The 19,059-nt window shown below is 68.3% G+C and carries 22 protein-coding genes; 14 read left to right on the forward strand and 8 right to left on the reverse strand.

What is annotated here, in order from left to right; all coding sequences use genetic code 11:
* Positions 1-15: 15 nt before the first annotated feature.
* On the reverse strand, positions 16-651 hold the full coding sequence (locus tag G4H71_RS09650) for a maleylpyruvate isomerase family mycothiol-dependent enzyme (RefSeq protein ID WP_072737592.1): 636 nt from the start codon (positions 649-651) through the stop codon (positions 16-18).
* Positions 652-784: 133 nt separating this feature from the next.
* Between G4H71_RS09650 and G4H71_RS09655 the strand changes: the two genes are divergently transcribed.
* A complete protein-coding gene (locus tag G4H71_RS09655; RefSeq protein WP_072737529.1) occupies positions 785-1,180 on the forward strand; it encodes a VOC family protein in 396 nt (131 codons plus the stop codon).
* Between the two features lie 7 nt (positions 1,181-1,187).
* Here the strand turns inward: G4H71_RS09655 and G4H71_RS09660 are convergent, their stop codons facing one another.
* Complete coding sequence (locus G4H71_RS09660; protein WP_072737530.1) at positions 1,188-1,865, reverse strand: helix-turn-helix domain-containing protein; 678 nt, start codon at positions 1,863-1,865, stop codon at positions 1,188-1,190.
* Positions 1,866-1,922: 57 nt separating this feature from the next.
* Between G4H71_RS09660 and G4H71_RS09665 the strand changes: the two genes are divergently transcribed.
* The 7 genes from G4H71_RS09665 to G4H71_RS09695 all read left to right on the forward strand — a co-directional run bounded on the left by G4H71_RS09665 (position 1,923) and on the right by G4H71_RS09695 (position 6,889).
* Complete coding sequence (locus G4H71_RS09665) at positions 1,923-2,312, forward strand: hypothetical protein (protein ID WP_072737531.1); 390 nt, start codon at positions 1,923-1,925, stop codon at positions 2,310-2,312.
* Positions 2,309-2,908, forward strand: coding sequence for a DUF3558 domain-containing protein (locus G4H71_RS09670; RefSeq protein WP_169847139.1), 600 nt, complete (start codon positions 2,309-2,311; stop codon positions 2,906-2,908). Before G4H71_RS09665 ends, G4H71_RS09670 begins: the two co-directional genes overlap by 4 nt.
* Before the next feature lie 169 nt (positions 2,909-3,077).
* Entirely contained in the window at positions 3,078-4,451 is a 1,374-nt protein-coding gene (locus tag G4H71_RS22790) for a hypothetical protein (protein ID WP_185280459.1), read from the forward strand.
* 124 nt (positions 4,452-4,575) lie between these two features.
* Positions 4,576-4,920, forward strand: a complete 345-nt coding sequence (locus tag G4H71_RS09680; protein WP_072740240.1) for a hypothetical protein — start codon at positions 4,576-4,578, stop codon at positions 4,918-4,920.
* A gap of 27 nt (positions 4,921-4,947) precedes the next feature.
* On the forward strand, positions 4,948-5,541 hold the full coding sequence (locus tag G4H71_RS09685) for a hypothetical protein (protein ID WP_072740241.1): 594 nt from the start codon (positions 4,948-4,950) through the stop codon (positions 5,539-5,541).
* Complete coding sequence (locus tag G4H71_RS09690; protein ID WP_072740242.1) at positions 5,538-6,308, forward strand: ESX secretion-associated protein EspG; 771 nt, start codon at positions 5,538-5,540, stop codon at positions 6,306-6,308. The genes G4H71_RS09685 and G4H71_RS09690 overlap by 4 nt, the downstream gene beginning before the upstream one ends.
* Before the next feature lie 206 nt (positions 6,309-6,514).
* Complete coding sequence (locus G4H71_RS09695; protein WP_139183369.1) at positions 6,515-6,889, forward strand: hypothetical protein; 375 nt, start codon at positions 6,515-6,517, stop codon at positions 6,887-6,889.
* Between the two features lie 54 nt (positions 6,890-6,943).
* On the opposite strand, the gene G4H71_RS09700 is transcribed toward G4H71_RS09695, so the two are convergent.
* Positions 6,944-7,957, reverse strand: coding sequence for an LLM class flavin-dependent oxidoreductase (locus tag G4H71_RS09700; protein WP_072740244.1), 1,014 nt, complete (start codon positions 7,955-7,957; stop codon positions 6,944-6,946).
* Between the two features lie 155 nt (positions 7,958-8,112).
* On the opposite strand from G4H71_RS09700, the gene G4H71_RS09705 reads away from it, so the two are divergent.
* Positions 8,113-10,275, forward strand: coding sequence for a heavy metal translocating P-type ATPase (locus G4H71_RS09705; RefSeq protein ID WP_083343343.1), 2,163 nt, complete (start codon positions 8,113-8,115; stop codon positions 10,273-10,275).
* Here G4H71_RS09705 and G4H71_RS09710 read toward each other — a convergent pair.
* The gene (locus G4H71_RS09710) at positions 10,250-10,717 is read right to left on the reverse strand and encodes a limonene-1,2-epoxide hydrolase family protein (protein WP_072740245.1); all 468 of its coding nucleotides are present in this window, start codon (positions 10,715-10,717) and stop codon (positions 10,250-10,252) included. The two genes, G4H71_RS09705 and G4H71_RS09710, sit on opposite strands and share 26 nt — an antisense overlap.
* Before the next feature lie 73 nt (positions 10,718-10,790).
* Positions 10,791-11,582 (reverse strand): helix-turn-helix domain-containing protein, encoded by a 792-nt coding sequence (locus G4H71_RS09715; RefSeq protein WP_072740246.1) that lies wholly within the window; start codon positions 11,580-11,582, stop codon positions 10,791-10,793.
* Between the two features lie 139 nt (positions 11,583-11,721).
* On the opposite strand from G4H71_RS09715, the gene G4H71_RS09720 reads away from it, so the two are divergent.
* Complete coding sequence (locus G4H71_RS09720; RefSeq protein ID WP_072740247.1) at positions 11,722-12,384, forward strand: NAD(P)-dependent oxidoreductase; 663 nt, start codon at positions 11,722-11,724, stop codon at positions 12,382-12,384.
* Position 12,385: 1 nt separating this feature from the next.
* Here G4H71_RS09720 and G4H71_RS09725 read toward each other — a convergent pair whose 3' ends face one another.
* Together G4H71_RS09725 and glsA are read right to left on the reverse strand one after the other, a co-directional pair.
* Positions 12,386-13,399: a hypothetical protein gene (locus G4H71_RS09725; RefSeq protein WP_072740248.1), complete on the reverse strand. Its 1,014-nt coding sequence runs from the start codon at positions 13,397-13,399 to the stop codon at positions 12,386-12,388.
* A 127-nt stretch (positions 13,400-13,526) separates the two neighbouring features.
* On the reverse strand, positions 13,527-14,801 hold the full coding sequence (gene glsA / locus G4H71_RS09730) for a glutaminase A (protein WP_072740249.1): 1,275 nt from the start codon (positions 14,799-14,801) through the stop codon (positions 13,527-13,529).
* A gap of 301 nt (positions 14,802-15,102) precedes the next feature.
* Between glsA and G4H71_RS09735 the strand changes: the two genes are divergently transcribed.
* From G4H71_RS09735 to G4H71_RS09745, 3 genes are all read left to right on the forward strand, one after another.
* The gene (locus tag G4H71_RS09735) at positions 15,103-15,444 is read left to right on the forward strand and encodes a hypothetical protein (protein WP_246442319.1); all 342 of its coding nucleotides are present in this window, start codon (positions 15,103-15,105) and stop codon (positions 15,442-15,444) included.
* Between the two features lie 53 nt (positions 15,445-15,497).
* Positions 15,498-15,794 (forward strand): hypothetical protein, encoded by a 297-nt coding sequence (locus G4H71_RS09740; protein ID WP_246442317.1) that lies wholly within the window; start codon positions 15,498-15,500, stop codon positions 15,792-15,794.
* Between the two features lie 117 nt (positions 15,795-15,911).
* A complete protein-coding gene (locus tag G4H71_RS09745) occupies positions 15,912-16,988 on the forward strand; it encodes a PD-(D/E)XK nuclease family protein (protein ID WP_139183368.1) in 1,077 nt (358 codons plus the stop codon).
* Positions 16,989-17,031: 43 nt separating this feature from the next.
* Here the strand turns inward: G4H71_RS09745 and G4H71_RS09750 are convergent, their stop codons facing one another.
* Positions 17,032-17,718, reverse strand: a complete 687-nt coding sequence (locus G4H71_RS09750; protein ID WP_072740253.1) for a class I SAM-dependent methyltransferase — start codon at positions 17,716-17,718, stop codon at positions 17,032-17,034.
* Positions 17,719-17,872: 154 nt separating this feature from the next.
* Here G4H71_RS09750 and G4H71_RS09755 point away from each other — a divergent pair, with 154 nt between their 5' ends.
* Positions 17,873-18,955, forward strand: coding sequence for an LLM class flavin-dependent oxidoreductase (locus tag G4H71_RS09755; RefSeq protein ID WP_072740254.1), 1,083 nt, complete (start codon positions 17,873-17,875; stop codon positions 18,953-18,955).
* Positions 18,956-19,059 lie beyond the last annotated feature (104 nt).

A 19,059-nucleotide genomic window follows, 5' to 3' on the forward strand; every position in this document is an offset into this window, starting at 1 on the left:
TGATTCGGGAGCGGATCAGCTGCCGACCGGGGCGAGGAACCGGTCGGCGGCGTCGCCGGTGAGCAGCCCTTCCGGCAGCGTGCGGCCACAGATGACGAGCAGTAGATGCTGGGCGCGGCCGCGTACCGGCGTCCCCGCACCGAACGTCCAGTCGCGGTCCGTCGCCTCGAGTCGGACGTCGGCGATGTCCGCGTGGAAGTACCCGACGTTGCGGGGCGACATACCGTCGAGCACCCGGGAGAGCCGATCGGCGGGCACCGTCCGGTCCACGCCGAGAGCCGTCGTGATGTCGAGGCCGTGGATCATGTCGTGCGAGAGGGCACCTTCGAATCCTCCGCCCGGCGGCTTCCACGGATGCGCGAGGTTCGCGGTCAGGCAGGCGAGCAGCTCCTCGTCCGACAGCGCCTCGGTGTCCGCACGCGCGCTCCGGTCGGCCATCACGTCGAAGCGCCCTCCCGCCTTGACCATTCCCCACACGAACCGCGGCAGCGGGTATCGGAAGGCCATCGTGATGTGCGCGACCACTTCTCGCACCCGCCAGCCCGCGCACAGCGTGGGCGCGTCCCACTGCTCGGGCCCGAGAGCGTCCAGGACTTCGGCGAGATCCCTGCGTTCGTCGATCACCCATTCCGGTGCCGCTGCTCGTGCCATCACCACTCCTGCCCTCGCCGACGCCGGTTCCGGCGCCGTCTCCTGATACCGACCTCACGGGCCGGGGAAACTCATCGGCGGCAGGTCCGAAACCTTCAATTCCGCGTCGCGACGGGGCACTACCGTCATCGACATGACACCGACTTTCGCTGCCGTCGAACTCGTCGCGACGGACATGGCCAAGACCCTCGACTTCTACCGCGAGCTGGGGTTGGAGATTCCGGCGGACGCCGACACCGCGCCACACGTCGAGTACACCCTGCCCGGCGGGATCCGGCTGATGTGGGACACCGCCGAAATGATCCGCTCGCTGATGCCGGGCTGGACGGAACCCATCGGCGAGGACCGTCTCTCCCTCGCCTTCGACTGCCACAGCCCAGCCGGTGTCGACGAGACGTACAGCCGGCTCACCGACCTCGGGCACCTCGGCAGCACCGCGCCGTGGGATGCGCCGTGGGGTCAGCGGTACGCGATCGTGGAGGATCCGGACGGGCGGTCCATCGATCTGTTCGCGGGACTCGATTCCTGAATCGGTGTCAGCCCGACACGAGCGCACCGAACGTGCGTCCGGCCAGCTCGCGGGACTCGCGGATCAGGTGCGCCTGGTCCGCGTACCCGGCGGCCGCCGCGACCTCGGCTGCCGGGACTCCCCCGGCCGATATTCGTAGCGCGGCCTGCAATCTGAGTATCCGTGCGAGCATCCTCGGGCCGTATCCGAAGTTCCGGCGCGCCAGCCGTCGCAGCTGACGCTCCCCGACACCGACCGCGTCGGCGACGTCGCCGACGGCGGCACCGCGGGCGGCGGCGGCCGCCATCACGGCGACGCGCGGGTCCGGCTCGATCCCCGCGCGGAGTTCCGCCGCGAAGGCCTCCAGCGTTCTCGCCGGCGCGCCCGAGTCGAGAATGCGCCCGCGCAACTCGCGGCCGGCCCGGCCGGACAGCACGTCGGCGAGCGCGACCCGATGGTTCGCGATCTCCTCCGCGTGCACACCGAGGAGCACCGGCAACGCGCCGGGAGCGAACCGCATACCGACGATCGGGCGGCCCACCACCCCGGTGGCACGGAACGGCCGGGTGTCCGGCCCGGCGACGACGACCTCGTCGTTCATCCAGATCAGGTCCATGCATCCGTCCGGCAGCACGTCGCCGTCCACCGCCGCGGCGTTCTCCCACACCACGGCGCCGGGAAACACGGATGCACGTTCGCGGTACACCTGCCCGATTCTAGGTGCATCTGCCCTGGTGAGGAACTGTCTCTCGAGTCGACTAGCATGTCCGCAGAGATCGCGTGCGAGACGAGCCGTGGGGGGGGATCAACCGTGAGTGGGCAGAAGCCGTTGCGCCTCGAAGAGGGGACGATCGAAGAGCTCGTCGGGATCTGCGACGGGATGCTGGCGAAGCTGGATCGACGCATCATGGAAGCGTCCGAACTCGGTGACGTGTCCGGGTTCGGGGGATTCGAGTCGGCACAGCAACTCGCCGAAGGATATCGCCGCAAAGGCGTCGACGGGCCGGATTCCGTTCGTCACAGGCTGGTGCAGTTCCGAGACGCCGTTGAGGAAATGCGGACGGCCTTTGCGGCAGGTGGCGAGGCGTATGGGGATCAGGAGAGTGCCGTAATGCAGCAGATCGCCACCATTTCCCGAGGATTCACCTCGTGACACCACGACGCTGGGCCGGGGCGGCCGGGATCACAGTCATTCTCGCGCTGTCCTTGATCTCGTGCGGCACGAACACCGACGGCACCGAAGCATCCGGCGACAGTTCCACGACAGCCGCGACCTCGACCGTCCGGGAACCACGATTCACCGACGAATCGAACCGCCCCGACGTGATCTTCGACCCCTGCCTCGACCTCCCCGACGACGCGATCCGGCAAGCCGGGCTGGACCCCTCCACCAAGACCGTCAGCGACCTGACGGGCGGTGAGGAACGCACTTTCCTCACCTGCTCTTACATGGACCCTCGGGTGAAGGGCGTCAACGTCATCTCCACGAACACCACATTCGATGAGTACGTCGAGCGGGACGAACGCGCCGGGTTCACCGACATCAGCTACGCCGACCTCGACGGCCGACGCGCCATGTTCAAGGCGGACCGTTACATCGACAACTGCGTGCTCACCGTCGAAACCTCGTACGGGGCCCTCGGCATCACGCGGGACCGCTTCGGTACCGACACTCCCCCCGGACAGCGGTGCTCCGGGATGGACGAGATGATGCGAGTGTTCCTGCACTACCTGCCCGAGGGGGCATAAGTTCTGCGGCAGTACAACGTGCAGTCAGGTCATATCGGGATGGTTGAGGGGGGCTCGAGAGATGTCGGATCGTGAAACGACGATGCCAGTGTTCGGGGACGGAAATGGGGTGGGCCAGCCGACGCCACTCGAGTCGTCGGTGCTCGTCCAGCAGCTTCACCGTGATGGCGTGATCGACGGCGAGAGTGCGACGTGGTCGTCGGAAACACCTTCCGGCGCTTCCTCTCCGGTGGTTCCGGTCTCGCCTGCCGACACGGTTTTGGCGGCGCTCGGTGTTCTGCCCGTGGCGACGGCTGCCCGCGCCGCCGAGGCTGCACAGACCGCCCAGGCCCTGGACGGCCTCGAACCCGACCCCCCGTACATCACTGCGATGGAGAACTTCCACGGGATGACGCACGTCGAGATGTATCAGAAGGCATCCGCGATCGACGCCGGTTCGATCGGAACCCTGGCCGGCGCGTACAAGAGTCTGGCCTCCGAACTCGACCTCCACCAGGACCTCGCCCGGATCTCTCGCGTGGTCGAGTCCCAATGGGAGGGCGATGCGGCAACAGCGGCCACGGGCGCCGCTCAGCAATTGGCCGCCCCGAGCGCCGCGCTGAAGGCGACGGTCCAGGTCATCTCCACCAAGATCGACGAACTGTCCGATGCGGCCAGCAGTGTCAAGGTGTCCGTTCCGCCTCCGCCGTACTTCATGGGGCCCTTTCCCGTGAGCGGACCGGCGATGATGGAGATCGAACAGCGGCGCCGCGAAGCCGAACGGCAAGCTGCCGACAAACTCACCGGCCTCTATGCGCCGAGCTATACCTCGGCGGGCACGAACGTGCCGGGTCTGCCCAAGCCGGACGGCCCGAACGGTGGCATGGGCGGTGGCGGAGCCGGATATGGCGGTGGGTTCGGTGGAGGAAGTGGCCCCGGTGCCGGTGGCACCGCTGGCGGGTCCGCAGCAGGTGGGTCCGGTGGCGGTCCCGGTGTGGACGATGCGGCAGGCACACAGGCTGCGGGCGTCGACGCCCTGGCGGGGCAGGGAGCCGGTGGCCAGCAAGGTGGCGCTGGAAGCGGTATGGGCTCGGCGGCTTCCACGTCGGCGGCATCCGCGCAGAACGGTCTCGGGGCAGGCGCGGGAGCCGGTTCGGGCACGGGCACCGGGGCCAGCGGCGTCTACGGCGCCGGTGCCGGTGGACGCGGTTCGAGTGGCGGCGGCGGAATCGGTGGTGGCGCCGGAGGCGGCGCGGCCCGTCGTCGGGACGACCAGCGGGGCGAGAACCAGGGCGGCGCGATGGTGCCCGGGGCCATCCCGCCCGGTGCCGGAGCGGGCGCAGGTGCCGGGGCGGCAGCCGCGGCGGGTGCGGCGGCGGCGAAGCCGTCGATGGGCCGTCCGGGGATGGGCATGGGTATGCCGATGGGCATGGGCGCCATGGGAGGCGGTGCCCGCGACGACGACAAGGAACACAAGACTCCGAGCTACCTGGTCAACATGGAGAACGGGAACGAGTTGATCGGGGACCTCGATCCGGTGGCTCCCCCGGTCATCGGCGCCTGAGGCAACCGGCGCCCCCGCGAGCCCGGACCCGTCCCGAGAGAGCGCGGTACCGAATACCCGGCTGTGACCTGCACCGCTAAGCTGATCCCGGGAGATACCGATCAAATCCGACGGGGGATACGTGATGGCCGACCGCGCGGGAACCGCGCTGCACCTCGACGACGAGTCGCGGGGCAGGCTGGCACGCGCGTGCCGAGCGCTGATCGATGCGCTGACCGGAATCGAGTCGAAGGCCTCCCGGCTCGCGGTGTCCGACGGCTACGGAGACCTGCCGTCCGCGCGCGAGCTCGCCGCGAAGTTCGGCAGGCTCGGCGGTCCCGAAGGAATCCAGGCGACCCTGCGCGAACACATCGCCGTCGTGGCGCGGATCGAGGAAACCCTGAAGAAGTCCTTCGACCAGTACGACGACGCGGATCTCGAATTGATGGAACAGTTGTCCTCGGTCGGGAGTCGTCACCCCGATGAGTAGGCAGAGCGAAGTCGTGAGAGGGACGCCATGACCACTCCGCACGGACCCCGTGGTGACGGTGGGGCGATGGGCGCTGCGTTCGTGCCGGCTGCGGTCACGTCGCAGGAGAATTTCGCGGCGATGGATCTCGACCGCGCCCGAGATGCGGTGTCCGCGATGTCCCCGGAGCTCATCGAGGCGTCCGCACAGGCCTGGCACGAGGTGGGCGCGGACATCACCGCGGCTGTCGACGACTTCGTGCAGACCGTCACCGAGGCCCTGCGCGGGTGGGAGGGCGCTGCCGCGGCCGGGACCGGGTCCGGGTTGCTCGCCTGCGCGCGCCGCACGGGCGAACTCGGCACCGTCGCCACGATGATCGGCGACAAGGTCGACGAGGCCTGGTCGGGATTCGACCAGGCCAAACGCCTGGTCGAGCTGATCCCGGAACCGTCGTCCCCGACCCGGCTCCACCGGGGCTCCTTCGCGGACGTCAAACTCGCCGACTACGAACGCGACGAGGCGGACATGCAGGCGGCGGACATCATGCGGACCATCTACGGCGCTGCCGTCGTACAGGCCGACACCGACGTCCCGGACCTGCCGCCGCCCTTCGACCCGACCGCACCGGGGCCGGCACGATGACCGGCAGGCAATGGTCCTTCACGGCGCACGAATTCGCCCTCCTGTGGGAGGACGAGATTCGCCGTGACCGGCTGCCGTACCCGGTGATGTACCGCAACACGGCACCGACCCTGGACGCCTACCGGATCGAACGCGACGAAGCGCGTGAGAGCGTGCGCGAGAAGGTCGACGAGCCGTTGCTGCGGACCCTCGGCGTCCTGGCGCAGCCGCGGATCCGGATCGAGGTCTCCGGCTTCCGTGATGTGGCAGGCGAGCAGGGGGTGCGGGTCCGCGCCCACGCGGGTATCGGCGACAAGATCGGCGTGGTGGTGTCGCAGGACCCGGGCCCCACCGACCGCATCGGCGGCGACGTCCGGGTCCACGCGGTCCCGCCTTCGGCGACACCCGCGCTGCTGGCAGGCTGCCTCCCGGCCAGGAACCCGGGTCGGCTCAAGGGCGTCCGGCTGCATTCCTCCGAGATCGCCTACGACCCCGATCGCTCCTTCCTGCAGGCAGCCGGCATCTCGTCACCGCGCGAGCAGTACCGCGCGTTCTTCGAACGCGAACGCGACGGACTGGGACGGATCGAAGCCTTCTACGGCCCCGCGTACGACTGGCGGCCGACCGACGACGGGCTGCACATCTCCTGGATGGACTACGTCGGTGACGGCCGGTACATGGTGCGGCGTGAGGAGGAGATCCGGGCCGTCGCGGCCGACCCCGCCCGGATGGCCGCGGGAATCCGGCAACTGATCGCACGCGTCGAGGCGCGCGTCGGCGTGCGCTGAACACGCACCCGGTCCCGCCCGCCGACCCGGTCAGCTATCGACGGGTTTCCCTACCGGATACCCCGCTTATACGTCGCATTTTGTGAGTTCGATCTCCTCTGCATCCTCGTCGGTGCCCGTCGTGGTTACGGTCACCCCGTCGGGTCAGTTACTTTTCAGCACCCACCCGCGACACGGGCCGGGTGCCCGAGAGGATGGATGGATACATGAAGTTCTCACGTCTGGCCGCCGCCGCGACCGTCGCCACCGGTGCGGGTGCGGCCGTACTGCTCTCCGGAGGTACCGCTGCCGCGGCCACGCCGTCGGTCGACCTCGACAAGGGATATGCGGGCGTCCTCCTCGACCGCAACGAGACGGCCATCGCCTCGCAGATCGATGCCGGCGTTCTCATCAATCTCGCGGTGGGGGACAACTGGATCGTCAACCTTCCCGACGACTCGATCTGGAACACCGGCGGCTGGACTCCGGTCACCGGTGACCAACTCTTCGACGAAGCGGCCGCGAACAACGGGGTCGTCGGCGTCTGGGTCACCGACCCGGCGCGCTACCGCGCCCCCCTGTACGTCCAGTCCCTCTGGTGATCCACCTCGGTCCGCCGCACGGGGTTCCTCCCGCGCGGCGGACCGACGGGGCGGTCAGTTGCCGTGGACGAGCGGTGCCACCTCGGTGCCGAACAGCTCGATCGCGCGCATCACGTCGGCGTGCGGGAGCGGGCCGACACTCGGATGCAGCATGAAGCGATCGAGTCCCAGGCCATCGCGCATACCCACGATCTTCTCCGCGACCTGTTCGGGATTCCCGAGGACGAGTGAGCCCTCCGGTCCACGCAACTGGTCGAACGCGCCGCGGCTCATCGGCGTCCAGCCTCGTTCGCGCCCGAGCGCCGTCATCGCCTGGGCGTACGAGGGATAGAACTGCTCGACAGCCTCTTCCTCGGTGGCACCGACGAAACCGTGCGCGTGGACGGCGAGAGGCTGCGGCTCGTGCCCTGCCTCCGCAATCGCACGGCGATGCAGGTCGGCGAGCGGGGCGAACCGCGCCGGCTGGCCGCCGATGATGGCCAGAGCCATCGGCAGGCCCAGCGCACCGGCCCGGACCACCGAATGCGGGTTGCCCCCGACAGCCACCCACACGGGCAACTTCCGGCCCGGGTCCGGATAGACGCTCTGGCCGGCGAGGGCCGGACGGTGCCTGCCCTCCCAGGTGACGACCTCGGAATCGCGCAGCGCCAGCAGCAGGTCCAGCTTTTCGGCGAACAGCTCGTCGTAGTCGGCGAGGTCGTACCCGAACAACGGGAACGACTCGGTGAACGATCCACGTCCGGCCATCACCTCGGCGCGGCCGCCGGAGATCAGATCCACGGTGGCGAACTCCTCGAACACGCGGACCGGATCGTCGGAGCTGAGCACGGTCACCGCGCTGGTCAACGCGATCCGCGAGGTGCGCGCCGCGGCGGCGGACAGCACCACGGCGGGCGCCGAGGCCACGTAGTCCGCGCGGTGGTGCTCGCCGACGCCGTAGACGTCGAGACCCACCTGCTCCGCCAACTCCACTTCCTCGAGCAGGTCCCGCAGGCGACGAGCGGGCGATACGCCGTCTCGTGCGGTGCCGGGTGCGATTTCGGCGAAGGTCGTCAGTCCCAGTTCCATCGTTCACTCCGGTCGTGTCGGGGAAGTCTTCGATCCCGGCCATGTAGTTGATCAGTCAATCATATCCCTCAACCTCGGGCGGTCGCGCGACATTCCCGTGGGCGCCTCGTCGCGAGGGCCTGACATATACCCATAGGGGGTATATGGTCGAAGGCATGGACCCACACGACGCCCCCTCTGCATCCGGCGGTTCGGCGATGTCGGCCGCGCACGAACACCACGAACATCACGCCGACGGGCACGACAGTCACGGCAGTCACGATCGGCACGACAGTCATGCCGGGCATGCCGGGCACGGGGACCACGTGGCACAGTTCCGCCGGCTGTTCTGGATCATGCTGCTCCTGGCGGTGCCCGTGGTGGGGCTCAGCGACATGTTCGCGATGATCGTCGGATACGACCTGCCCGACGTCGGCTGGCTGAAGTGGGTGTCCCCGCTACTGGGTACAGTCATGTACCTCTGGGGAGGCCGACCCTTCCTCACCGGCGCCGTCGGCGAAATACGCGCCCGCACACCGGGAATGATGCTTCTGATCGGGCTGGCCATCACGGTGGCGTTCGTGTCCTCGTGGGGCGCGAGCCTGGGCATCCTGCACCACGAGCTCGACTTCTGGTGGGAACTGGCGCTCCTCGTCGTCATCATGCTGCTCGGTCACTGGATCGAGATGCGTTCGCTCGCCCAGACGTCGTCCGCTCTGGACTCCCTGGCAGCCCTGCTCCCCGACGAGGCCGAGCGGGTGGAGGGAGACCGGGTCGTCACCGTCTCGCCCGCCGACCTCGCGGTCGGTGACGTCGTCCTCGTCCGCCCCGGCGGCCGGGTTCCCGCCGACGGGCAGATCGCGGACGGCACGGCCGACGTGGACGAATCCATGGTCACCGGCGAATCCCGCCCGGTGCGGCGGACCGTCGGAGACGTGGTGGTCGCGGGCACCGTCGCCACCGATTCCGGTGTGCGCGTGCGGATCACCGCCGTGGGGGACGACACCGCCCTCGCCGGCATCCAGCGTCTCGTCAGCGAAGCACAGAATTCCACGTCCCGGGCCCAACGTCTCGCCGACCGGGCGGCCGGATGGCTGTTCTGGTTCGCACTCGGTGCGGCCGCGATCACCGCCGTCGTGTGGAGCCTGCTCGGCGAGCCGGACGCGGCCGTCGTCCGCACCATCACGGTGCTGGTGATCGCCTGCCCGCACGCACTGGGCCTGGCAATTCCACTCGTGGTGTCCATCGCGACCGAACGGGCCGCGAAGGGCGGCGTGCTGATCAAGGATCGCCTCGCACTCGAGAGCATGCGCACCGTCGGCGCCGTGCTCTTCGACAAGACCGGCACCCTCACCAAGGGCGAACCGACCGTCACCGCCGTCCACCCCGTCGAGGGCTGGGACGAGAGCGACGTCCTCGCGCTCGCCGCGGCGGCGGAAGGCGACAGCGAGCATCCGCTCGCGCGGGCGATCGTGGGCGCGGCACGCCGACGGGACCTGACCGTACCGGCGGCCACCGATTTCGAGTCCTCTCCCGCGGAGGGTGTTGCCGGCACCGTGGACGGGCGACGGATCGGCGTCGGCGGCCCGCACCTGCTCGCACGGCATCATCGGGAGGAACTCCCGGTCGCGGAGCAGTGGAGACGGGACGGGGCCATCATCCTGCACGTGCTCGCGGACGGGAACATCATCGGTGCACTCGCTCTCGCCGACGAGGTGCGGGAGGAGTCCCGCGAGGCCGTCGACGCCCTGCACGCGCTGGGCATCGAGGTCGTGATGATCACCGGGGACGCCGAGGCGGTCGCTCGGTCCGTCGCCACCGAACTCGGTATCGACCGGGTCTTCGCCGGGGTCCGCCCGGAGGACAAGGCCGCCAAGGTCGCCCGACTCCAGCACGAGGGCAAGGGCGTCGCGATGGTGGGCGACGGCGTGAACGACGCTCCGGCCCTCGCGCAGGCGGACGTCGGGATCGCCATCGGCGCGGGCACCGACGTGGCGATCGCCTCCGCCGGTGTGATCCTGGCCGGCGACGATCCCCGCTCGGTGCTGTCGGTCATCGAACTGTCCCGGGCGACCTACCGCAAGATGAAGCAGAACCTGTGGTGGGCGGCGGGATACAACCTCGTCTCGGTACCGCTGGCAGCCGGCGTCCTCGCACCGATCGGCTTCGTCCTGCCGATGTCCGTCGGCGCGATCCTGATGTCGTTGTCCACCGTCGTGGTCGCCCTCAACGCGCAACTGTTGCGGCGCCTCGACCTGCGGCCGGAGGTGAGCACGAGGGAAGTGCTCGCTCGTTCCGGAGGGCGGGCGCGCGCTACCGCGCGGGCATCTGCCGATTGAGCGCCGGCACGAGGACACCGAGCCAGCCGCGGGCGGATCCGACCAGGATGTCGCGCCAGTCGAAGCTGTCCCGCCACAGCGTGATCCGACCACCCTGGACCTGGAAGCGTCCGTACACCCAGAATCGGATCACGAGCCGGCCGATCGAGATCTCGTCGGTGCGGTCGGTGAGCACGATGTCTCCGTCGGCGGCGATGTGGTGGGTGCGCACGTCGAAACCGATCCGGCCCGGGCGTAGTCCGGCGCGGAACAGGCGGGCGAAGCGGGATCTGCCGCGGACCGTGGGCAGCGAGACGTTGATATAGACGAGATCCTCGGAGACGAGGCTCGCCGCGGTCTCGACATCGGAGCGGGCCAGCGCATCCAGGAATTCGAGCACGACGGCGCGGGGATCGTCGGTGTCGGCGGTCGGTATCGGGGTGACGGCGTCGGTATCCGGCATGGGCCGATGATGCTCTCCGCGGCCGGATGGGGCAACCATTCACCGCGGCGCAGGATCGCGCAGCGACGCGGGGTCATGCGGCGGCGCGGAGTGCACGTCGGAAATCCGCCGGTCGGACGCCGGCCCGAGCGGTGAACCAGGAACCGAAGTTCGACTGGTCCGCGAATCCGAGTGCGGCGCCGATCCGGCCGATCGAGAGTTCGCTGTGCGCCAGCAGCCGCCGCGCCTCGAGCAGGATCCGGTCGTCGATCACCTGTTTCGGCGACTTCCCCACCGACTCCGCGGAGGCGCGAGCGAGTGTACGGGTGGAGTACCCGAGCAGTTTCGCGTATTCGGCAACGCTGTGCCTGCGGGCGAAGTGCGCCTCGACGGCGTCCCAGAACTCGAGGAACACCGGGGTGCTCGCCGCCACGGGCTCGGCCGGGTCGGCGAGCGAACGCAATTGCAGGAGCACACTCTCGAGCGCACTGCGGGTGACGGATCTGCGCAGCTCGTCGTCCATCACGGAGTCGGCCACCAGCTCCGACAACACCCGGACCTGGCCACTCATCCGCTCCCACAGCGCCGTGTCGAACGTCCAGTGCCTCGGCCCGTACGGGCAGCTGATCTGGCCGAGCGTCTCCACCCGGGCGTCGAACATGCCGTCGGGGAAGGCGAGCACATACCCGTCGAACGCGCTGAGATCGCCCCAGGCATGCGTCATCCCGGGCCGAATCCAGAGCACCGTGCCCTCGCGCAGCGAATGGACGGTGAAGTCGACGACATGCTCGGCCGAGCCCTCGGTGACGAACAGCAACAGATGGAAGTCGAGTCGCTGCGTCCCTACGAATTCGCGGGCTCCGGCCCGCTCGAGCAGCTCGGCCACCCGCGACACCTCGACCTCGCCGGACCGTTCGGGCCGAGGACGGTAGGGAACCCTCCGAATAGCGTCGTGTCTCATATTCACCAGTTCGTGGCCGAGTCCAACCTCGAAATCCTCAAGATACTGACCCAAACTTACCTACATGAGCGAACAGAAGCCAGCAACCCCCTCCCTCGCGATCATCGGCGGTACCGGCTACGCGGGCGGACACATCGCGGCCGACGCCGCCGCACGCGGCCTCCGGGTCACGGCAGTGTCCCGCTCGGTACCGACGACCACGCTCCCGGACGTCGAGTACGTCCGAGGCGACCTGGGCGACTCGGCGTTCCTCGGGAAGCTCGCCGCCGACCACGACGTCGTGGTCCTCGCGGTGCACGGGACCGACCCCGAGGGCTCCGACCTGGCGGAGCGGATGCCCACCGTCGCCGATGCCGTCCGCGACCTCGCCCGCCTGGGTGTGGTCGGTGGCGCCGGGAGCCTCACCGTGTCCGAGGACGGGCCGCGCGTCGTCGACACGCCGGAGTTCCCCGAGGCGTTCAAGCCCGAGGCCCTTGCCCACGCGGACGTCCTCACCTGGCTACAGGCTCACGGCGGCGATCTCGACTGGTTCTACGTCAGCCCCGCACTCGACTTCGGTTCGTACGCACCGGGCGAGGCCACCGGGACCTATCGAGTGGGCGGCGACGTCGCGGTGTTCGACGCCGACGGCAAGTCCGAGATCTCCGGTGCCGACTACGCGAAGGCCTTCGTCGACGAAATCGTCACCCCGGCGCATCACAGGCAGCGATTCACCGTCGCGTATTGAGTCAGGGCAGCTCGAAGGTCACCACGATCCGGGGGCTCGAATCGGGTTCGGCGTGGCCGATGACGCCGCCGGCCGGTGACAGCGACAGCCCGCCTCCACCTCCGCCGGGAGGCTCGTTCGGGTCCCCGATGCCGCCGATCTGGGCTCCCGCGGCTCCGCCGCCGCCTCCGTACCAGCCGGCTCCACCGCCGCCACCGCCGCCGATCCCGGGCCCGACGGCCTCGGGGTAGGCGGCACCGGAGCTTCCGGCACTGCCTCCGTACCCGGGCCCTCCGGGCAGGCCGTCCGAGCTCGAGTTGTCACCGCCGAACAGGTCGGAGCCCCCGCCCGCACCGAAGTCTCCGTACCCGGCGGGGGTGCCACCGCCGCGGGCACCCGCTCCGGGCGCACCGGCATCGCCGCCCGGCGAGAGTGTCCCAGCGTAGGTGGATGCCCCGCCACCGCCACCGGCCGCGATCGCGAGCGGGATCTCTATCTGCCTGCCCACCAACGGGTTCCGGATTCCGGTGTCGAGGACTACCGACGACAGGCCGCCACCGGCGCCGCCGTTGACATTGGGCGGGTCGACATTGCGGCGCCAGTCGGTGGTTCCGCCGCTACCTCCCCCGCCCCCCACCTGCACGTTGTCCTCTGGGGCTCCGCTGCGCCCGTTCTCGCCGATCCGCATGTAGACGGTGGATCCCGGAATCAGCCATGCGTCTCCACTCACTGTCGCCGCCCGGCCACCCGGGGCGGCGGTGCCACAGCAGCTGTCGCCGCCGCGTCCGCCGACGACCTCCATGTGGATGCGCCACACCCCGCCGGGAATCGTCAGTGGCACACCGCCCACACCCATCGGGGGCCTCACCTCACCGGAGTTGTCGGTGTAGGTGCACGTGACGGTCTTGCCCGATTGTTCACACTGAGGCGGCAATTGGGCCGATGCGACGCCCGCCCCCGGGAAGGCGGCGAGTCCCCCTGCCGTCAGTCCGGCCGCAGCCACCGTGCCGATCCGACTTCGCCACTTCGAACGCATCCGATGCACCTCCCGTTACGCATGTTCTTCGTACCGACCCACCCTGCAACGTAACCCGGAGGAGTGGTGCGGCATGCGATGTTGCTCCGGAAACGCCGTCGCGATCCGCGGCGGCGAGCGACCCCGGCTACCCCACCGCCTTGCTCAATTGCTCAGGCGTCCACCGCTCGACGGCGCGTCCACGGCTGTCCGTGAAGTCCTCGATGGTGCCTTCGGGGTCGACGATGACGATCCGGTAGCCCTCGTCGATGAGTTTGGTCGCTGTTTCCGACGACGTGCGTTTCGCCACGGGCAGCACCTCGTCCACCCGGCTCATGTCGAAAACGACCAGATCGGTACGAGGCGGATGGGTGAGGATCTCGTGCACCAGCGATTCGATGCTGCTCAGTACGAGGTCGCCCTGGAGCACGTAGATCGTGGCCTCCGTCCCGTCGAGGGAGACGATCTGGGTCTCCCACAGCGACGAGCGGGACGGCCGGCTCGCTTCCATCAGGTGCAGGCCCAGGTCCTCGGACAGCAGCTCCATCATCGCGACTCCCCTCGCGCTGTTGCCGTGCGCGTCCAGGCGTGGCGAGAACACGGCCACCCCCACCTGCCCCGGCAACACCCCGATGATTCCGCCGGCGACCCCGCTCTTGGCCGGGATACCCACCGTGGTCAGCCAGTTGCCCGCGGCGTCGTACATTCCGCACGACGCCATGACGCTGAGCAGGTGCCGATTGGTCGGCCGACAGAGAAGCTGCTTGCCGGTGTTGGGTTGCACTCCGCCGTTCGCGAGGGTGGCGGCCATCAACGCGAGATCGCTCACCGTCACGGACGCCGCACACTGGCGGATGTATCCCGCGACCGCCTTGGCGGGATCACCCGACAACGAGCCCGACCCGTGCAACAGGTACGCCAGTCCGAGGTTGCGATCGGCGGTCCGCAGTTCCGAGGCCGCGACCGCCTCGTCCACCTCGACGGGCCGCTCCGCGAGGTCGGCGAAGAAGGCCAGCACCCGGTCGACCGCCGTCGTCCCGTCGTCGGCCTTGATCAGCGTGTGCGTGGTGATCGCACCCGCGTTGATCATCGGGTTCCGCGGCTTGCCCGTCTCCGGGTCGAGGGACAGCTCGTTGAATGCGTCACCACTCGGCTCGACACCGATCCGGTCGAGTACGTAGTCGAGGCCGTGATCTTCGATCGCCAACGCGTAGGCGAACGGCTTGGACATCGACTGGATGCTGAATTGATGGTCGGCATCGCCGCTCGCATAGACGGTGCCGTTGGTGGTACACAACGCGACGGCCGCGCGAGTCGGGTCGGCCGCGGCAAGCTCGGGGATGTAGTCCGCCGTAGCGCCCGAATCGATGTGTGCGGTGTCAGTGATGATGCTGTCGAGATAGTCCAGGATCGGCGAGCGCATCGGGCACCTTCCTCGGCCGCATCGGTGCGGCCCACGCGAGTGGTCGTATCCGGCACCACGAAGTTACCCGGGTTTGCGAGGCCCTGGCTGGTTGCGCCGGCATCTCTCCTCTCCCCGTGAGCGCGCGTCCCGCACGAGCATTGCCGATGGCACAAATTGAAGGTAGTTTGAAGGTATGTCCGTACGTGAGGTTCCATTCTCGGAGATTCAGAATCGCGGAAGGGCCACGCTGGCGGAGTGGCAGCGTGAGGGCGGACGGCCGCTCCGAGTGACCCGCCGTGATGATGAGGATCTGGTGTTGATGACTGCTGTGCGCGCCGATCAGGAACGCGAGGTTCTCACCGCGGCCACGTCCATGGTGCAAACCCTGCTCGGTTCGCAGGACCGCACCCTCGTTCGTCAGGTTCTGCTCGCCGGGTTTCCGTGGGTAGAGCTACTGTCGGATGAGGAAACGGCCGAGTTCATCGACGAGTTGATCAGTTCACTCAGACAAGGCACGTCGTTGGGGAACCCGGCACCGCCCGCGCACACGATCGAGATGTGGCGACACACGGCAGAGGTGTACGCAGACCCGAACTTGGCACGGGCACTGTCCTCACCGTCCGAGGAAGACTCGGGGACCGTGCCGATTCCGAAGCGGTGAGCCCGAAGAAGGGCGACCGCGTTGCTCCACCCGCACGTGAAGGACTGTGGGACTTGAGGTTCGACAGTACCCAAGCAGCCAAGGGCTGGGAAACACTGTGCCGGCAGGCCCCAGCGAACACACTGGCCGCCTACAACGAGATGCGGGCGCGTCAGCCGAAACAGGCACCGACACCGAGGCACCACCGCCTCAAAGGTGCACTGGCCAGTGCCGTCCGTCACGGCGTGGAGTTGGAACAGTGGCAGTTCGAGGTCACCGGGAGCGGCCGTGTCTGGTACTTGCTGGATGTGGAGGGGAGAACACTGTGGCTCCGCTACGCCGGCACGGGGCACCCGAAGGCCACGGACTAGCCGAACACGAGCGACCTCGCTCGGGATCAATGCCTACTCGATCACCAGGCTGTTTCGCTCCACCACCCGTCCGGACGCAGCTAGACTGAAGCGATCCTCTCGAGCCGGAGTTGCTTCATGGCAATGTCGTTGAGCGACAACGCACTAAGACTGGTGCGAAGTCCCCTGTTCCAGCTGTCCACCGCCGGACAGGAACTCTTCCACACGAACATGCTCTATTGGCTGATCCGCACGCATCCGCGCACAGCGCACGAGCTCACCGAATTCTGTTTCGGGGTAGGGGTCCGACAGCTGGGCCCGAATTCTCCTGACGTTCGGCGTGAGTGGAAGCATGTGGACCTGTTCGTGGATGGCGGCCCGAACCATCACGCCCTCGCGCTCGAGAACAAGCTGCTCGCGGTACCCGATTCCCGGCAACTCGTCGGGTATCACCTCTCGATCTCTTCCCAGGAGCTTCGCAGCGAGTCGACCGAATACGTGCTGCTTGCCCTCATCCCGCCGTACGCAGGACTCCCCTCTCCGTGGCGACTCGTGTCCTATGACGCATTCCCAGCCCCCCTGATTCGCGTCGCCGACGAACTGCGGCGACAGGGACACGCCTTCGACGGTGAACTCGTGGCACAGTACGCCGCTCTCGTCCAGATGCTTGTCCGAGTGCGCGACGAATATGCCCCCACCGATCTGTCCGAAAGCCCTGTGCTACTGCCCTCCGACTTACGCAAAGAACTGACCGACGCGAGGTTGCTGTCCCTCGTCGAGAAACTCCGAATGTCGCGGGTGGCTGCGCGCATCCTCTCCGAAATATCGCAAAGGCATCCGGTCAAAGCGACCTTGTCCAACACACACGGGATCGTCGAGTGCTTCCTTCCGCACAAGTCGGGAAGCCGGGTGGGGTGGCAGTATCAGAGCGGACAGTTCAGGCTTGTCGTCATCGCCGGTCACGTGCCACGCGAGCCACGGGATGCGCCCGTCCGTGAACGAATCGGGGGCATGTTTCCCGGCTACTTCGACTTCACACGCCTCGGCGAAGGGCACCTCGCCTCTACCTGCAAGTCCAAACTGAAGTGGCTCGGGTACGGACGTCATTTCGTGTATCAGTATCGGCTTGTCGACCCTTCGGCAAGCCTCGACGATCTCGTAGCCCTCGGCGTCACGGCGACGGAATGGGCACAAGAAACCCTCGAGGCGTCATAGGTCTCATGTCTTCGGTGCCGGTCACCCCTCAGCGCCTGAAGTCTCACCCTCGACGCGGCCTCCGCGCCTCGAACAGGGCGACCCCGCCCTCGACTCGGACGTCCACGTCCGCGAAGTACTTCTCCAGCCCTTCCCGCAGACCTTCGACGTCGTCCGCCTCGTTGTGGAACGTCTTCGTCACCTTCTGGTACAGCCACTGGTTGACGCGGCCGGCCACCGAATGGGTGACGCCGATGCTCGGGATCGTCGATCCGAAGAACACCCCGTCGTCGGTCAGCGCCCGCGCCACCGACTCGAACGTCACGTACTTGGTGTCCCACCCACCCGGAACGCAGTGGAACACGAAGTTGGCCGCCACGGAATCGAACGGGCCGAGGCCGTCGAACGGCTCGAGCACGCTTCCCACGTGTTCGTGCACCGTCCATCCGCGGTCGCGCAACACCCGCGACGACGTCGCGAGCACGTCGCGGTTCAGGTCGAACAGCGTCACCTCGGCGCCGGGCTCCGGGAGCGGGGTGCGCTCGAGGTACCACCCGGTGCCCGGGCCGATGTCCAGGTGCCGTGCCCCGGTGAAGCTGCGGTAGCGCTCCAGCATCCGCTCGGACGAGCACCGCCAGACGAACCGGGTGTTGAACCACACCGTGTGCAGGTTGTACGTGCCGAGCACGAATTTGGAGGAGTAGAGGCGGTAACCCTCACGCTCCCGCGCCGCGACGTTCGCATCACTCATGTTCAGCCTCGCTCCCGTCGACTTGTCACTCACAGCCGACCTCGTGCTTCCCCGGATACATCGGAGCAGGCCGGATTTAATCCTTCCGCCCCGACGGCGGCGCCGGTAGATCTGAAAAGGCATGTCCCCGACCCCGAAAGTGAGCTTAGCCGCGATGAGCCTCGAGTTCCTCTGGTACATCCCCAACACGGTCCGGCCGGGCCACCGTGGAGACGACACGGTGGAGGGGTGGGGCAGTCTCGACTTCTCCACCGATCTGGCCCGCACCGCAGAGCAACACGGCTGGAGCGGCGCGTTGATCGGCACCGGGTGGGGCCGGCCCGACACCTTCACGGTGGCCACGGCACTGGCGGCACGGACCACCACGTTCAAACCGCTGCCCGCGATCCGCCCCGGCTACTGGCATCCGGCCCATTTCGCGAGTGCGGCCGCCACCCTCGACTCGCTCAGCCGGGGACGGCTTCTCGTCAACATCGTCAGCGGGCAGGACAACCTCGCGGCGTACGGCGATGCGGAGGGCGACCAGGCGCAACGATATGCACGGACCAAGGAGTTCCTGCAGATCACGCGCCGACTCTGGACCGAGGAGAACGTCACCTACGAGGGTGACTACTTCCGCGTCGAGAACTCCACGGCCGTGCCCCGCACGTTCGGTGCCGCCGAGGGAAGGCACCCGACGCTCTATTTCGGTGGCGCCTCCGAGGCCGCCGAGAAGGTGGCCGCCACCGAGGCCGACGTGCAGTTGTTCTGGGGCGAGCCGCTCGACGACATCGCGGAGAGGATCGACCGCCTGAAGTCGCTGAGCAGCAGGCTCGGACGTGCCCACGCGCCCCTCGAGTTCGGGTTGCGAACCACGACCCTGATCCGCGACACCTCCGAGGAGGCCTGGCGAGACGCCGAAGCCAAGGTGGCCGCTCTCACCGAACGCGCGGGGGTCGAGGTGGCCAACGCACGGACCCGTAAGGCCGTGGGCCAGCGACGGCTGCTCGATCTCGCCGATCGCGGCGACGTCCTGGACACCAATCTCTACAAGGCACCGGGCAAGGCAGGGGTCGGCGGCGGCGCCGGGACGACCTGGCTGGTCGGCTCGGCCGACGAGGTCGCGGACTCGCTGCGCAAGTACCAGGACCTGGGGATCACCCACTTCGTGCTCTCCGATACCCCCTACAAGCAGGAGATCGCCCGCGTCGGGGACCAGTTGCTCAGCCGCCTGCGCGAGCCGGCCCCCACTGCCTGAACCTTCCCGGCCGATCCGTTCGCGTCGCCGTGGCTGATCGACGCTCTGGTTAACCCCTTTAACTTTGTGTAGGCTCCCCAAAGCTTGACGGCGATAACCTCAGT

It is taken from the genome of Rhodococcus triatomae (assembly GCF_014217785.1).
GTDB lineage: Bacteria > Actinomycetota > Actinomycetes > Mycobacteriales > Mycobacteriaceae > Rhodococcus_F > Rhodococcus_F triatomae.

Bases quoted from the DNA above. Each gene is read 5' to 3' on its own strand.
- G4H71_RS09650 (WP_072737592.1), bottom strand. From the start codon at position 651: ATGGCACGAGCAGCGGCACCGGAATGGGTGATCGACGAACGCAGGGAT.
- G4H71_RS09655 (WP_072737529.1), top strand. From the start codon at position 785: ATGACACCGACTTTCGCTGCCGTCGAACTCGTCGCGACGGACATGGCC.
- G4H71_RS09665 (WP_072737531.1), top strand. From the start codon at position 1,923: ATGTCCGCAGAGATCGCGTGCGAGACGAGCCGTGGGGGGGGATCAACC.
- G4H71_RS09680 (WP_072740240.1), top strand. From the start codon at position 4,576: ATGGCCGACCGCGCGGGAACCGCGCTGCACCTCGACGACGAGTCGCGG.
- G4H71_RS09685 (WP_072740241.1), top strand. From the start codon at position 4,948: ATGACCACTCCGCACGGACCCCGTGGTGACGGTGGGGCGATGGGCGCT.
- G4H71_RS09690 (WP_072740242.1), top strand. From the start codon at position 5,538: ATGACCGGCAGGCAATGGTCCTTCACGGCGCACGAATTCGCCCTCCTG.
- G4H71_RS09695 (WP_139183369.1), top strand. From the start codon at position 6,515: ATGAAGTTCTCACGTCTGGCCGCCGCCGCGACCGTCGCCACCGGTGCG.
- G4H71_RS09700 (WP_072740244.1), bottom strand. From the start codon at position 7,957: ATGGAACTGGGACTGACGACCTTCGCCGAAATCGCACCCGGCACCGCA.
- G4H71_RS09705 (WP_083343343.1), top strand. From the start codon at position 8,113: ATGGACCCACACGACGCCCCCTCTGCATCCGGCGGTTCGGCGATGTCG.
- G4H71_RS09710 (WP_072740245.1), bottom strand. From the start codon at position 10,717: ATGCCGGATACCGACGCCGTCACCCCGATACCGACCGCCGACACCGAC.
- G4H71_RS09720 (WP_072740247.1), top strand. From the start codon at position 11,722: ATGAGCGAACAGAAGCCAGCAACCCCCTCCCTCGCGATCATCGGCGGT.
- G4H71_RS09725 (WP_072740248.1), bottom strand. From the start codon at position 13,399: ATGCGTTCGAAGTGGCGAAGTCGGATCGGCACGGTGGCTGCGGCCGGA.
- glsA (WP_072740249.1), bottom strand. From the start codon at position 14,801: ATGCGCTCGCCGATCCTGGACTATCTCGACAGCATCATCACTGACACC.
- G4H71_RS09735 (WP_246442319.1), top strand. From the start codon at position 15,103: ATGACTGCTGTGCGCGCCGATCAGGAACGCGAGGTTCTCACCGCGGCC.
- G4H71_RS09745 (WP_139183368.1), top strand. From the start codon at position 15,912: ATGGCAATGTCGTTGAGCGACAACGCACTAAGACTGGTGCGAAGTCCC.
- G4H71_RS09750 (WP_072740253.1), bottom strand. From the start codon at position 17,718: ATGAGTGATGCGAACGTCGCGGCGCGGGAGCGTGAGGGTTACCGCCTC.
- G4H71_RS09755 (WP_072740254.1), top strand. From the start codon at position 17,873: ATGAGCCTCGAGTTCCTCTGGTACATCCCCAACACGGTCCGGCCGGGC.